General features: G+C 75.7%; 14 protein-coding genes and 1 pseudogene. 10 read left to right on the plus strand and 5 right to left on the minus strand.

The window, feature by feature from the left end; translation table 11 throughout:
- Positions 1-54: 54 nt before the first annotated feature.
- Positions 55-909 carry a PhzF family phenazine biosynthesis protein gene (locus ACFU5J_RS20720; RefSeq protein WP_430576389.1) on the plus strand — a complete coding sequence of 285 codons (855 nt, stop codon included), beginning with the start codon at positions 55-57 and terminating at the stop codon, positions 907-909.
- Here the strand turns inward: ACFU5J_RS20720 and ACFU5J_RS20725 are convergent.
- Positions 899-1,636 carry a hypothetical protein gene (locus ACFU5J_RS20725; RefSeq protein WP_430579979.1) on the minus strand — a complete coding sequence of 246 codons (738 nt, stop codon included), beginning with the start codon at positions 1,634-1,636 and terminating at the stop codon, positions 899-901. The genes ACFU5J_RS20720 and ACFU5J_RS20725 overlap by 11 nt on opposite strands.
- A gap of 246 nt (positions 1,637-1,882) precedes the next feature.
- Here ACFU5J_RS20725 and ACFU5J_RS20730 point away from each other — a divergent pair.
- Positions 1,883-2,818: pseudogene (locus ACFU5J_RS20730) on the plus strand (phosphodiester glycosidase family protein).
- Positions 2,815-3,990, plus strand: coding sequence for a glycosyltransferase (locus ACFU5J_RS20735; protein WP_430579980.1), 1,176 nt, complete (start codon positions 2,815-2,817; stop codon positions 3,988-3,990). The pseudogene ACFU5J_RS20730 and the gene ACFU5J_RS20735 overlap by 4 nt, the downstream one beginning before the upstream one ends.
- Here the strand turns inward: ACFU5J_RS20735 and ACFU5J_RS20740 are convergent.
- On the minus strand, positions 3,963-4,907 hold the full coding sequence (locus ACFU5J_RS20740) for a GlxA family transcriptional regulator (protein ID WP_430579981.1): 945 nt from the start codon (positions 4,905-4,907) through the stop codon (positions 3,963-3,965). The two genes, ACFU5J_RS20735 and ACFU5J_RS20740, sit on opposite strands and share 28 nt — an antisense overlap.
- Before the next feature lie 70 nt (positions 4,908-4,977).
- On the opposite strand from ACFU5J_RS20740, the gene ACFU5J_RS20745 reads away from it, so the two are divergent.
- Positions 4,978-6,009, plus strand: coding sequence for a saccharopine dehydrogenase family protein (locus tag ACFU5J_RS20745; RefSeq protein WP_430579982.1), 1,032 nt, complete (start codon positions 4,978-4,980; stop codon positions 6,007-6,009).
- Here ACFU5J_RS20745 and ACFU5J_RS20750 read toward each other — a convergent pair.
- The gene (locus ACFU5J_RS20750; RefSeq protein ID WP_430579983.1) at positions 5,972-7,156 is read right to left on the minus strand and encodes a heparan-alpha-glucosaminide N-acetyltransferase domain-containing protein; all 1,185 of its coding nucleotides are present in this window, start codon (positions 7,154-7,156) and stop codon (positions 5,972-5,974) included. The genes ACFU5J_RS20745 and ACFU5J_RS20750 overlap by 38 nt on opposite strands.
- Before the next feature lie 91 nt (positions 7,157-7,247).
- On the opposite strand from ACFU5J_RS20750, the gene ACFU5J_RS20755 reads away from it, so the two are divergent.
- From ACFU5J_RS20755 to ACFU5J_RS20770, 4 genes are read left to right on the plus strand one after another with little or no spacing between them, the layout of a single operon-like run.
- Positions 7,248-8,159 (plus strand): class I SAM-dependent methyltransferase, encoded by a 912-nt coding sequence (locus tag ACFU5J_RS20755; RefSeq protein WP_430576382.1) that lies wholly within the window; start codon positions 7,248-7,250, stop codon positions 8,157-8,159.
- A 35-nt stretch (positions 8,160-8,194) separates the two neighbouring features.
- Positions 8,195-8,977, plus strand: a complete 783-nt coding sequence (locus ACFU5J_RS20760) for a fumarylacetoacetate hydrolase family protein (RefSeq protein ID WP_430576381.1) — start codon at positions 8,195-8,197, stop codon at positions 8,975-8,977.
- Between the two features lies 1 nt (position 8,978).
- Entirely contained in the window at positions 8,979-9,554 is a 576-nt protein-coding gene (locus tag ACFU5J_RS20765) for an NUDIX hydrolase (protein ID WP_430576380.1), read from the plus strand.
- A gap of 49 nt (positions 9,555-9,603) precedes the next feature.
- Complete coding sequence (locus ACFU5J_RS20770; RefSeq protein ID WP_430579984.1) at positions 9,604-10,269, plus strand: nitroreductase; 666 nt, start codon at positions 9,604-9,606, stop codon at positions 10,267-10,269.
- Between the two features lie 18 nt (positions 10,270-10,287).
- Here ACFU5J_RS20770 and ACFU5J_RS20775 read toward each other — a convergent pair whose 3' ends face one another.
- Positions 10,288-11,031 (minus strand): flavin reductase family protein, encoded by a 744-nt coding sequence (locus tag ACFU5J_RS20775; RefSeq protein ID WP_430579985.1) that lies wholly within the window; start codon positions 11,029-11,031, stop codon positions 10,288-10,290.
- Between the two features lie 123 nt (positions 11,032-11,154).
- Here ACFU5J_RS20775 and gltX point away from each other — a divergent pair, with 123 nt between their 5' ends.
- Together gltX and ACFU5J_RS20785 are read left to right on the plus strand one after the other, a co-directional pair.
- Entirely contained in the window at positions 11,155-12,624 is a 1,470-nt protein-coding gene (gltX, locus tag ACFU5J_RS20780) for a glutamate--tRNA ligase (protein WP_430576377.1), read from the plus strand.
- The gene (locus ACFU5J_RS20785) at positions 12,621-13,361 is read left to right on the plus strand and encodes an HAD family hydrolase (protein ID WP_430576376.1); all 741 of its coding nucleotides are present in this window, start codon (positions 12,621-12,623) and stop codon (positions 13,359-13,361) included. Before gltX ends, ACFU5J_RS20785 begins: the two co-directional genes overlap by 4 nt.
- Before the next feature lie 7 nt (positions 13,362-13,368).
- On the opposite strand, the gene ACFU5J_RS20790 is transcribed toward ACFU5J_RS20785, so the two are convergent.
- Positions 13,369-13,633 (minus strand): putative sulfate exporter family transporter (locus ACFU5J_RS20790; protein WP_430579986.1); only part of this gene is annotated, 265 nt, incomplete at its 5' end.

The raw sequence follows: 13,633 nt of genomic DNA on the forward strand, positions 1-13,633 counted from the left end.
CCACCAGGGTACGAGCGCGGCGACCCGCCCCCGGCCGGGGTTAGCGTGTGACTCGTGCCGCACACCCTCGGATTCCGCCAGGTCGACGTCTTCGCCACGGGCCCGCTCACGGGCAACCCGCTCGCGGTGGTGCACGACGCCGACGACCTCACCGACGACCAGATGGCCGCGTTCGCCCGCTGGACCAACCTGTCCGAGACCACGTTCCTGCTGCGCCCCACCGACCCCGGGGCCGACTACCGCGTGCGGATCTGGACGCCCGGCGGGGAGCTGCCGTTCGCCGGCCACCCGACGCTCGGCTCCGCCCACGCGTGGCTCGAGGCGGGCGGCGCCCCGCGGTCCGCGGGCCTCGTGGTCCAGGAGTGCGGTGTCGGCCTGGTGACGGTGCGGCGCGACGGCGGCGGCGAGGGCGGGCGGCTCGCGTTCGCGGCCCCGCCGCTGCGCCGCTCGGGTCCCGTCGCGCCGGAGGACCTCGCGCGGATCGCGCGGTCCCTGCGCGTCGCGGTGGCCGACGTCGAGGACGCGGCCTGGGTGGACAACGGCCCCGGCTGGGTGGCGGCGCGCCTGCGGGACGCCGCGGCCGTGCTCGCCGTCGACCCGGACCTCGCGTCGTTCGGTGGCCTCAAGATCGGCCTCGTGGGCCCGTACGCGCCCGGCGAGTCCGACGCCGCGGTCGAGGTGCGCGCGTTCGTGCCCGGCATCGGCGTGCCGGAGGACCCGGTGACCGGCAGCCTCAACGCCGGTCTCGGCCAGTGGCTCGCGGGGGACTACCTGCCCACCTCGTACGTCGCGTCGCAGGGCACCGCCCTCGGCCGCCGGGGCCGGGTGCACGTGCACCGCGACGCCGACGGCGAGGTGTGGGTCGGGGGCGCCGCCGTCACGACGATCGCGGGCACGGTCACCCTGTAGGCGAGGCCGCGACCCACACGCGCAACGGGCCGACGACCTCGAAGCCGTGCCGCAGCGCGGCCTCGAGGTCGTCGCCGCACTCGTAGCCGACCACCGGCACCCCCGGGAAGAGGCGGCCCACGGCCCCCAGCACCCCGTGCCAGACCGACCCCGGGGTCCCGGGGACGGCGAAGACGTTCGAGACCCCGACGACGCCGTCGGTGCGGGTCGCGACCGCCCCGGCGACGACCGCACCCGCGCCGGTCCGGCCGGCGAGGACCGTCGTCGACGGGTCGCCCAGGAGCTCCGGGCGGAAGACCCACGCACGACCCCCGCCCTGGTCCCAGGCGCCCGCCCACGTACGCAGCGCCGCGGCGTCGGTGACCGTGGCCCACTCCACGCCGGGCATCGGTGCCCCGGGAGCAGAGGCCGGCGGCCGGTGGATCCAGCTCGCGTCGAACGCCACCTCGAACGCGGCACCCTGCGGGGTCGCGGCGGACAGGTCGAGGTCGGCGAAGCTGTCCTTGACCGAGGCGCCCGGCGAGCGGGTGTCGATCCGGTCGACCAGGGCCGCGGCGTCCGCCCCGGGCACCAGCGTGACGGCGTCCGGGTACAGCGGGGGCGTCCGGACGGGGCTCGCCCAGGCCTGCCGGCGGGTCCGGCCGGAGATCCCGTGGGCCCCGGCCATCGTCGCGCACCACGCGGCGTTGTTCCGCGCCGCCGCTCGCACCAGGTCGTCCGTCGTCACGGCCCGATCATCCCGGCCGCCGGGCACGGCGTCCACGGAGCGCCCAGGTGACGGTCAGCGTTCCCGGGCGGTCGACAGCGTGCGCCGACGCTCGTCGCAGGTCCGCCGTCTTCCATGATCGGCATGACCCGACCCGACGATCCCGAGAACCCCACCGACCCCACCGAGCCCACCGAGCTCACGGAGCCCACCGAGCCCACCGAGCCCGCCGAGCCCACGGCACGCCCGCGCCGCCCACGGCGCCTCATGGTCCTCGTCGCGACGCTGGCGCTCCTGCTGCCCGTGGGCGGCGTCACCGCGTGGGCGGCCAACCGCTTCCTGATCGAGCACGTCCAGATCGACGACGTCTCCGCCTACGAGGCGGCGCAGTCGTCCTCGTCGGCGTCCTCGTCGTCCGCCTCGTCCTCGGAGGACGGCTCCGGCGACACCGGCACGGTCACCGCCGACGGCTACACGTCGGACGACACGTCCGTCTCGCTCGACACCGTCACGCAGGGCAGCGGCGACGACACCGTCACGTACTACGTGGCCCACGTGGCGCTCGACGACGCGACGCAGCTGCGCTCGGCGTTCGCGCAGGACAAGTTCGGCACCAACATCACCGAGCGCACCAGCGAGATCGCGGAGGACAACGACGCGATCCTCGCCGTCAACGGCGACTACTACGGCTTCCGCGACACCGGCATCGTCATCCGCAACGGCGTCGTCTACCGCGACGAGGGCGCCCGGGAGGGCCTCGCCTTCTACACCGACGGCCGCGTCGAGGTGTACGACGAGACCGCCACCACGGCGGACGAGCTCGTCGCCGACGGCGTGTGGAACACGCTGTCGTTCGGGCCGGCGGTGGTGGAGGACGGCTAGGTGGTCGACGGCATCGAGGACGTCGAGGTCGACACCAACGTCGGCAACCACTCGATCCAGGGCGAGCAGCCCCGCACCGCGATCGGCGTGGACGAGGACGGGAACCTCGTCATCGTCGTCGTCGACGGCCGCGACACCGGCTACAGCCGTGGCGTCACCATGACCGGGCTGGCACAGATCATGGTCGACGAGGGCGCCGTCACGGCGTACAACCTGGACGGCGGCGGCTCGTCGACCCTGTGGTTCGACGGCGAGGTCGTGAACCGGCCGTCGAACGGCGGCGAGCGCGGCACCTCCGACATCCTCTACGTGGCGCGATGACCGGCACCGCGAGCGGGCCGCCGTCGACCCCGCACCGGCGGACGCCCCTCGTCGTGGTCCCCGCCTACCGGCCCGACGGCGCCCTGCCGGCCCTCGTGCGCGACCTCGCCGAGCGGGGGCTGCCCGACGTCCTCGTCGTCGACGACGGCTCCGGCCCCGCGCACGCCGCGGTCTTCGACGCGGCCGCCGCGCTCGGCGCCGAGGTGCTGCGCCACGACCGCAACCGGGGCAAGGGCGTCGCGCTGCGGACGGCGTTCGCCCACGCCCGCGAGCGCCACCCCGGGCGCGACGTCGTCACCGCGGACGCCGACGGGCAGCACACGCCCGCGAGCGTGCGCGCCGTCGCGGACCGGTTGTCCGCCGGGGGAGCGGACGTCGTCGTGGGGGAGCGCGACCTCACCGGGGCGGGGGTGCCGCTGCGCAGCCGGGTGGGCAACGCGCTGAGCGGCGCCGCCGTGCGCACGGCGACGGGCCTGCCCGTGCGCGACAGCCAGACGGGCCTGCGCGGCCTCGCCGCCGGGACGCTCCCGTGGCTGCTCGACGTGCCCGGCGACCGCTACGAGTACGAGCTGCGCGTGCTGCTGGAGGCGTCGGCGCGCGGTGCGGTCGTCGCGGGCGTGCCGGTGGAGACGGTCTACGTCGACGACAACGCGTCGTCCCACTTCCGCCCGGTGCGCGACTCGCTGGTCGTGATGGCGCCGCTGCTCGCGTTCGCCGCCTCGGGCCTGCTGGCCTTCGGCGTCGACGTGGCGGCGCTCCTCGCCCTGCAGGCGGCCACGGGGATCCTGGCGCTCGCGGTCGTGGGCGCCCGGGTGCTCAGCGCGGCCGTGAACTTCGGGGTGAACCGCGCCCTCGTCTTCGGGCGCTCGCGGCGGGCCCCGGTGCGCGGGTCCGCCGCGCGGTACGCGGCCCTGGCGCTGCTCCTGCTCGCCGCGAGCTACGGCCTGCTCGACGCCCTGCACGGCACGCTCGGCGTCCCGCTGCTCGTGGCGAAGGCGCTCACGGACGCCGCGCTGTTCCTCGCGAGCTGGACGGTGCAGCGCCAGGTGGTGTTCGCGCCGCCATCGGGGGACCGTGGGCCGGACGACGGGGCGGGCGCTGGGCAGGGCGCCGTCGTGGGCGCGACGACCGTGCCCGACGGGCCTCAGCGCAGCCGGAACGCCGCCCGGTAGGCGGCGGGAGAGACCCCGACGACGCGGTGGAAGTGCCGGCGCAGGGTGGCGGCCGTGCCGAGCCCGGAGCCGGCCGCGACGCGCTCGACGGACGCGTCGGTGCGCTCGAGGAGCTCCTGCGCCCGCGCGACCCGCTGCTGGTGCAGCCAGTCGAGCGGACCGGTGCCGACCTCGGCGCCCATGCGGCGGGCGAGCTGCCGGGTGCTGAGGCCGGCGTGCCCGGCGAGGTCGGCCACGGTCAGCGGCCGGTCGAGGCGGGCCCGGGCCCACTCCAGCGTGGGGGCGAGCCCGGAGCCGCTGCGCGGCTCGGGCGGCGCGGCGACGAACTGGGCCTGGCCGCCGCTGCGGTGCGACGGGACGACCAGCCGGCGCGCGATGCCGTTGGCGGCCGTGGCGCCGAGGTCGCGCCGCACGAGGTGGAGGCACAGGTCGAGCGCGGCGGTCTTGCCCGCGGAGGTCAGCACGTCGCCGTCGTCGACGTACAGGACGTCCGCGCGCACCTCCACCTGCGGGTAGCGGCGGGCGAGGTCGTCGGCGTGCATCCAGTGCGTGGCCGCGGCCCGGCCGTCGAGCAGCCCGGCGGCCGCCAGGACGAAGGCACCGGTGCACAGCGCGGCGACCGCGACGCCGTGGCGGTGCGCCTCGCGGAGCGCGTCGACCAGCGCGGGGGCGGGGTCGGCCTCGGGGTCGTCGGTCGACGGGACGACGACGCGGTCGACCCGGGACAGCTCGGAGTACGGGGCGGTCGGCGCCCCGGGGAGCCAGGGGTGGGGCGTTCCGTCGGGCGTGCAGACCACGAAGTCGTACCAGGTGCCGCCCGGCGCGAGCTCTCCGCGGTCGACGCCGAGGATCTCGGCGGCGATCGCCACCTCGTACAGCATCGCGGTGCCGTGCATGGCCAGGGCGATCCGGGGCATGTCCGAAACTGTACGCACGACGTCGTTCGAGACGCTCGTCGGCGCGCGGCCCGGCGGCCAGGATCGAGACATGCAGACACGTGAGGCAGTGATGGTCTACGGCGCCGGCGGGCACACGGGCGGCTTCGTCGTCGACGAGCTGGTGCGGCGCGGGCTGACGCCCGTGCTGGCCGGGCGCGGTGCCGAGCGGCTCGAGGGCGTCGCGGCGCGGCACCCGGGCCTGGAGCGTCGGGTCGTCGGCGTCGACGAGGCCGGCCCGCTGCGGGCCGCCCTCGACGGCGTGGGGGTCGTGGTGAACTGCGCGGGGCCGTTCCTCGACACCGCGCTGCCGCTGGCGGGAGCGGCGGTCGCGGTCGGCGCGCACTACCTCGACGTGACCGCCGAGCAGCCGGCCGTCCGGCTGCTCTACCGCGAGCTCGACGCCCCCGCCCGCGCCGCGGGCGTCGCCGTCGTGCCCGCCATGGCGTTCTACGGCGGCCTCGCCGACCTGCTCGTGACGGCGGCGCTCGACGGCGGGTCCGAGGCCGACGCCGTCGAGGTCGCCGTCGGGCTGGACCACTGGTGGCCCACGGCCGGAACCCGGGTCACGGGGGAGCGGAACACCGCGACGCGGCTGGTGGTGCGCGACGGGCGCCTCGTGCCCCTGGCCGGCCCCGCGCCGACGGGCACGTGGGCGTTCCCGGAGCCGCTGGGCGAGCTGCCGGTGGTCGAGCTGCCGTTCTCCGAGGTGGTGACGATCACCCGCCACCTCGGCGTCGGCGACCTCACGTCGTACCTGAGCACGGCCTCGCTCGACGAGCTCCGCGACGAGTCGACCCCGCCCCCGCCCGGCGGTGACCGGTCGGCGCAGCGGTTCGTCGTGGACGTCGCCGTGCGGCACGGCGGGACGACGCACCGCCTCGCCGCGGCGGGCCGGGACATCTACGCCGTGTCCGGCCCGATCGTCGCGGAGGGCGCCGCCAGGCTCCTGGACGGGCGCCACCGCGGTCCCGGCGCCCTCGCGCCCGCGGAGGCCTTCGACGCGGCGGACGTCCTCGCCGCGCTGGAGCGGCATCCCGCCGGGATCACGACCCGCGTGGCGGCGCCGCGACCCGGTCGCTGACCGCGCCGACCGCGCGCTCGAGGGGTCCCCGGCCCAGCAGGAACCGCCACGCCGTCGCCGCGACGAGCGTGACCAGCACCAGCACGAGGAGCGGGCCGTTCGTGGTGGACCCCAGCAGGTCCCAGTGCCAGATCGCCACGATCTGCAGCGAGTAGACGGTGAGCGCCATCGACCCGACGGCGGCCAGCGGCGCCAGCACCCACCGGCCCACGCGCCCCACGTGGAGGCACAGGCCGACGACGGCGACGGCGAACCCGCCGGACGTGAGCACCTCGAGAGTCGTGTCGTCGTGCGGGCCGCCGAGGAAGAGCCCGGCCACCCCCGGCCACGGGTCGTCCCACGCGAACGGCACGGTGTCGACCGACTGCCGCGCGAGGGTCAGCCCGCGGACCACCTCGTCCCCGCCGGCGGCTCCGACCAGCGCACCGGAGAGCAGGGAGAACGCGCCCCACGCGGCGAGCCCGCCGGCCAGCAGGCCGCGGCGCAGGCGCGGAGAGCGCAGGTCGCAGCGCCCGATCGCCATCCCGGCGAGCACGTACGCCATCCAGACGACGCCCGGGTACGTGCCGGTGAGCAGGAAGTCGGTCACCGCGCCGGAGCCGTCGCGCGGTGCGCGCAGCCCGGCCCGGGCGATCGCCTCGGGCCCCCAGTAGGCCAGGAGGGGCCCGACGAGCGCGACGACGCCGGCGAGCGCCGCGAGCCGCGGCGGCCGCCACCGCAGGAAGGGCAGCGCGAGCACGAAGAAGCACGCGTAGAAGCCGAGGATCAGCGCGACGCGGGTGCCGAGGAGGTCGAGCAGACCGGCGACGGCGAGCAGCAGCGCCGCCCGCACGAACAGCCGGAGCCGGGCACGTCGGAGGGGGTCGCCGTCGAGCGGGCGGGGTCCGCCCGAGACGATCGCGACGGAGATGCCGGCCACCACCGCGAACAGGATCGACGAGCGGCCGTGCGAGAGGTCGAGCAGCCACCAGGCCGGGCCGGCGTCGGGGGTGGTCACGCCGACGTGGGCGGTGAACATGCCGAGCACGGCGATGCCGCGGGCGACGTCGACCCCCGGGACGCGTCCGGGGCCGCCGGCGAGGCGGTGCCGTCCCGCGCTCAGCAGCGCGCGGAGGCGGGAGGGCGGCACGCCCGTGACCGCGGTCATGGCGCGATGATGCCACCGCGCGTGACGCGTGGCGTCCCGGAGCGTGAGAACACCGGGGCTTGCGGGCCTCGCGGTCACTACGGTAGGGACCATGAGCGACCTGCGCACGGAGCCCACACCCGAGGGCACCCCCGAACCTGCCGGTGCCGACCTCAACGACGCGATCGAGGCCCCGAGCACCCATCACACCGTGCCCAGCAAGGAGTCGGAGTCGTACACGCACGGCCACCACGAGTCCGTGCTGCGCTCCCACCGGAGCCGCACCGCGCAGAACTCGGCCGGCTTCCTCGTGCCGCACCTGCGCGACGACATGTCCCTGCTGGACGTCGGCTGCGGCCCGGGCACGGTGACCGCGGACCTCGGCCGCATCCTCGCCGGCGGCGAGGTCGTCGGCGTCGACGCGAGCCCGCACGTCCTCGAGGCCGCGCGCGAGCACGCCGAGGCGCTCGGCTACACCAACGTGCGGTTCGAGCAGGCGAACGCCTACGAGCTGCCCTTCGCGGACGACACCTTCGACGTCGTGTACGCGCACCAGCTGCTGCAGCACCTGTCGGACCCGGTCGCGGCCCTGCGCGAGATGAAGCGCGTGGCGAAGCCGGGCGGCATGGTCGCCGTGCGCGACGCCGACTACGCGGGCATGGCCTGGTACCCGGAGACGCCCGGGCTCACCGAGTGGAACGAGCTCTACCACGAGGTCACGCACGCGTACGGCTTCGAGCCGGACGCCGGCCGCCGCCTCATGTCGTGGGTGCAGGAGGCCGGGATGGACGGCATCGTCCCGTCGGCGTCGTCGTGGTGCTACGCCACCCCCACGGACCGGCAGTGGTGGGGCGAGCTGTGGGCCGAGCGGTGCGTGGAGTCGAACTTCGCGGTCCAGGCCAAGGAGTCCGGGCTCGCCGACGACGTCGCGCTCGAGCAGATCGCGCAGGACTGGCAGGCGTGGGCGCAGGCGCCCGACGGCTGGTTCGCCATCCTGCACGGCGAGGTCCTGGCCCGCGCCTGACGGTGCCGCGCACGCGCCCCGCGTAACCTGGGCGCGTGCGCATCGCGAGATTCACCACCGGAGACGACCCCCGCTTCGCCCTCGTCCAGCAGGAGGGCGACCGCACCTACCTCGCCGTCCTCGGCGGCGACCCGCTCTACATGCCGGCGATGCCGACGGGGGAGCGGATCGAGCTGGGCGACGGCGTCCGGCTGCTGGCCCCGGTGATCCCGCGGTCGAAGGTCGTGGCGGTGGGCAAGAACTACGCCGACCACGCCAAGGAGATGGGCGGCGAGGTCCCCGCGTCGCCGCTGCTGTTCTTCAAGCCGAACACCGCCGTCGTCGGCCCGGACGACCCGGTCGTGCTGCCGGAGTTCACCCGCGAGGTCAGCTACGAGGCCGAGCTCGCCGTCGTGATCTCCAAGGTGTGCAAGGACGTGGAGCCGGAGAACGTGCGGTCCTACGTGCTGGGCTACACCGTCGCGAACGACGTCACCGCGCGCGACGCGCAGCGCACCGACGGGCAGTGGGCGCGCGCCAAGGGCTTCGACACCTCGTGCCCGCTGGGCCCGTGGATCGACACGGACCTGGACCCGGAGGACGTCGCGGTGCGATCGCGCGTCAACGGCGAGCTCAAGCAGGACGGCCGCACCTCCGACATGGTCTTCGACGTGCCGTTCCTCGTGTCGTACATCAGCAAGGCGATGACCCTGCTGCCGGGCGACGTGATCCTCACGGGCACGCCCGCCGGCGTGGGCCGCATCGACCACGGCGACCACGTCGAGTGCGAGGTCGAGGGCATCGGCGTCCTCGCCAACCCCGTGTTCCGGCGCGACTGAGGTGCCCGCGACCGACGTCTCCTCGACCGCCGGCCTGCACGCCGACGCCCGCGCGGTGCTGCGGCGGACGCCCGCCGGCGACGACGGGCAGCGCGCGCTGCGCGACCGCTTCGTGGCGCACCTCGACGCCCACCCGGACGGCGTGCTGCGATCCTGCCGCCCGGACCACGTCACCGCGTCCACCGTGGTGCTGTCGCCCGACGCCTCGCGCGTGCTGCTGACCCTGCACGCCAAGGCGGGCCGCTGGTTCCAGCTCGGCGGGCACGTCGAGCCGGGCGACGCGACCCTCCTCGCCGCCGCGCGTCGCGAGGCCTCGGAGGAGTCGGGCCTGGACGTCGACCTCGACCCCGTGCCCGTGCACCTCGACGAGCACGCCGTGCCGTTCTGCGGCCCCGGCGGCGACGCGCACCACCTCGACGTGCGCTTCGTCGCCGTCGCGCCCGCGGGCGCGCGGCACGCCGTGAGCGACGAGTCGCTCGACGTGCGCTGGTGGCCGGTCGACGACCTGCCGGAGCCGGACCTCGCGACCATGGTCGGGCTCGCAGTGGCCCGCGTGCGGGGCTCGGGCCCGCGATGACAGCGCGGGCGGCCGTGCCGCCGGCCGGGGACTGAGAGGACGACGACGCGTGGACGTGTACGAGGCCGTGGACAGCCGCCGGGCGGTGCGGGCGTTCAGCCCGGAGCCGGTGCCCCGGGAGGTGCTCGACCGCGTGCTGACCGCGGCCACCCGGGCGCCGTCGAGCGGGAACCTCCAGCCGTGGCACGTCTACGTCGTGACCCGGGAGCCGCTCGCCGAGCTGAAGCGGCGCGCCACGGCCCGGGCCCTCGCGGGCGACCCGGGCGACGAGCGGGAGTACCCGATGTACCCGGACGGGCTGGCCTCCCCGTACGCGGACCGCTTCGCCGCCGCGGCCGCCCAGCGGTACGAGGCGCTGGGCATCGAGCGCGACGACCCCGACCGTCCCCGCAAGATCGCCACGCTGAACTCGGGGGCGTTCGGCGCGCCGGCCGTGCTGTTCTGCTACCTCGACCGGTCGATGGGCCCGGGGCAGTGGGCGGACGCGGGGATGTACCTGCAGACCGTCATGCTGCTGCTGCGGGCGGAGGGGGTGCACAGCTGCCCCCAGGTGATGTGGACCATGTACCGCACCACCGTGGGCGAGATCGTCGGCGCCGACGAGGGGCACGTGCTGCTGTGCGGCGTCTCCGTCGGGTACGAGCAGGAGGGCGTGCACCGGCTCCGCACCGGGCGCGCCCGCCTGGGCGAGACGGTGAGCTTCGTCGGGGCGTGACCGCCGGTCGGCCCGGGGTCAGCGCGGGGCGCTGGTGCGCGGCTCGCGGTAACGGTCCTCGTCGATCCCCGCGAGGCGCGACGGGTGCACCTGGCCGCCCAGGCCGTAGAACCGCTGGAAGCTCATGACGAGCGGCCGCCAGAGGTCGGGGTCGATCCGGTCGGCGTGGCCCGCGAGCCGGATCGCCGGGTCGACCCAGACGCGCGTCACCTCCGCCTCGACGGCGAGCTGCCGGGCGGCGTCCCCGGTCCCCGGCCCCGCGTCCGCGGGGCCGCCGAGCGGGTGGACGCGCCGCACCACGGCCTCCAGGTGCACCTGGCACTCGGCGACGCGCTGCGGCCGCACCGTCGCCGACTCCAGCGGCGTCAGCCCCGCCACGGCGAACTTGTCGGGCGCGTAGACGTAGCCCGCGCGGGCCTTCCAGGGCGAGACGTCGGCCCGCCCGGTCGTGAGGGCCAGCCGGTCGACGTGCTCGACGACGTCCGGCGAGGCGAGGTTGAGCACGACCTCCGGGTGCCGGCGCAGGTTGCGGGCCGTCTGGCTGCGCGCGCCGATGCCGATCACCGCGCTGCGGCCCAGCCAGAAGACCGACGACATCGGCATGAGGTTCGTGGTGCCGTCCTCGTTGGTCGAGCTCAGCAGCACGACGGGCGTGCCGAAGTACAGGATCGCCGGGTCGACGACGACGTGGCGGCTGGCGTCGGGCGCGGTGGGAGTCGTGGGCTCCGTGGTCGTGGGCTCCGTGGTCGCGGTGCTGGTCATGGGCACGACGCTAGGTGGGGCGCGCGCCGTCGTCCGGCGGGAATCGGACGTCGCGTGGGCCGCCGTCCGGCGGCGGGCGGGCGTCGATGCCGTCCGGCGGCGGGGGACAACTACGCTGGTCCCGTGATCCCCGCTGCAGGCTCCTCCGACGTCCGTGTCCGCTTCGCCCCGTCGCCGACGGGCATGTTCCACGTGGGCGGCGCCCGCTCCGCGCTGTTCAACTGGGCGGTCGCCAAGCGGCAGGGCGGCATCTTCGTGCTGCGCGTCGAGGACACCGACGCGGCGCGCAACAAGCCCGAGTGGGTCGACGGCATCCTGAACGCCCTCGCGGCGCTCGGCATGCACGCCGAGGACCCGACGTTCGAGGGCCCGTACTTCCAGTCGCAGAACGTGGAGAAGCACCGCGAGGCCTCCGCCCGCCTGTACGAGGCCGGCCGCGCGTACTACTGCGACTGCACGCGCGACGACGTCGCGGCCCGCACGGGCAACCCGCACTCCGGCTACGACGGCCACTGCCGCGACCGCGGCCTGACGTACGAGCCGGGCCGCGCGCTGCGCTTCCGCACCCCCGACGAGGGCGAGACGCCGGTCGTCGACCTCATCCGCGGCAACCCCACGTTCCCGAACTCGGCGATGGAGGACTTCGTCGTCGCGCGCGGGGACGGCTCGCCCGTCTTCCTGCTCGCGAACGTCGTCGACGACATGGACGAGGGCATCACCCACGTCATCCGCGGCGAGGAGCACCTGCCGAACACGCCCAAGCAGCAGCTGCTGTGGGAGGCCCTCGGCGCCGAGCCGCCCACGTGGGCGCACCTGCCGGTCATCGTCAACGAGAAGCGCCAGAAGCTCTCCAAGCGCCGCGACAAGGTCGCGCTCGAGGACTACCTCGCCGAGGGCTACCTGCCCGACGCGATGGTCAACTACCTCATGCTGCTGGGCTGGGCGCCCGGCAACGACGAGGAGATCCTCCCGTTCGACGAGCTGGTCGAGCGCTTCCGCATCGAGGACGTCAACAGCGCGTCGGCGTTCTTCGACGTCAAGAAGCTGCTGTCGTTCAACGGCGAGTACATCCGGGCGATGAGCGTCGAGGACTTCGTCGTCGCCGTCGACCCGTGGCTGCACGCCCCGAAGGCGCCCTGGACCGAGGAGCAGTACGACGCCGCGGCCTTCGCACGCGTCGCGCCGCTCGCGCAGTCGCGCGTGGCGCTGCTCGCCGACATCACCGACAACGTCGACTTCCTCTTCCTCGACGAGCCCGCCCGCGACGAGCGCTCCTGGGCCAAGGCCATGAAGGCCCCCGCCGCCGAGCTGCTGGCGGACGCCCGCGCGGCGCTCGCGGACCTCGGGGCGTGGGAGGCGGAGCCGCTCAAGGACCTCGTCACGGCGGTGGGCGAGCAGCACGGCCTCAAGCTGGGCAAGGCGCAGGCGCCGGTGCGCGTGGCCGTCACCGGCCGCACCGTCGGGCTGCCGCTGTTCGAGTCGCTCGAGGTGCTCGGCCGCGAGCGGACGCTCGCGCGCGTCGACGCCGCGCTGGCCCGGCTGGCCCGCGAGGCCGACGCCGCGCCCGCCGCGACCGACGGCGCGACCGCGTGACGGCCCGGGTCGACGGGGTCCTGCTCGACGTCGACGACACCCTCGTCGACACCAAGGGAGCGTTCGGCAAGGCGCTGACGGCGGTCGCCGTCGAGCACCTGCCGCACGTCCCGGCGGACCGGTACCCGGACCTGCTGGCGCACTGGCGCTCCGACCCGGGCGGGCACTACAAGCGGTACACGCGCGGCGAGACCGACGCGCTCACGCAGCGCCGGCTGCGCGCCGACCTGCTGCACCGCACGTTCGGCGGGGAGCCGGTCACCGAGTCCTCGTTCGCCGACTGGGACGCCCTGTTCTGGGGCACCTTCGAGCGGTCGTGGTCGGCGTTCGACGACTCCGCGGCCGCGCTCGCCGCGCTGCGCGCCGCGGGCGTCGAGGTCGGCGTGGTGACCAACGCGGCCACCGAGCTGCAGGAGCGCAAGCTCCTCGCCGCCGGGCTCGCGGACGTCCCCGTCCTCGTCGGGGTGGACACGCTCGGCTACGGCAAGCCGCACCCCGACGTCTTCGTCGAGGGCGCCCGCCGCCTCGGCACCGACGTCGCGCGCACCGCCTACGTGGGCGACGAGCCCACCACCGACGCCCGCGCCGCCCACGACGCCGGCCTCGTCGGCGTCTGGCTCGACCGCCCCGGCGCCCGCCGCGACGACGAGCACCACGTGGACGCGGACGCGCTGCGCGCCGACGGCATGGTCGTCCTGACGGGCCTCGCCGGGCTGCCGGCGGCCCTCGGCCTCTGAGGGTCGCTCAGGGGGCGAGCAGCAGGACGGCGGCGAGGCCGATCCCGCTGACGGCGACGGCGCCCGCCGCGCCGAGCACGAGCGGCCGGCGGGCGGTGCGGGCCAGGCGCGGCACGTCGACGCCGGTGCCGAGGGCGAACATCGCGGCGACGAACAGGATCGTCGTGAGCTGCTGGGCGGTGTCCGTGACGACGTCGGGCAGCAGGCCCGTGCTGCGGACCAGCACCGCGGCGAGGAACCCGAGCACGAACCCGGGGACGAGGGGCGCCCGC

Source organism: Isoptericola sp. NPDC057559, assembly GCF_042801555.1.
In the GTDB taxonomy this organism is placed as follows: Bacteria; Actinomycetota; Actinomycetes; order Actinomycetales; family Cellulomonadaceae; genus Isoptericola.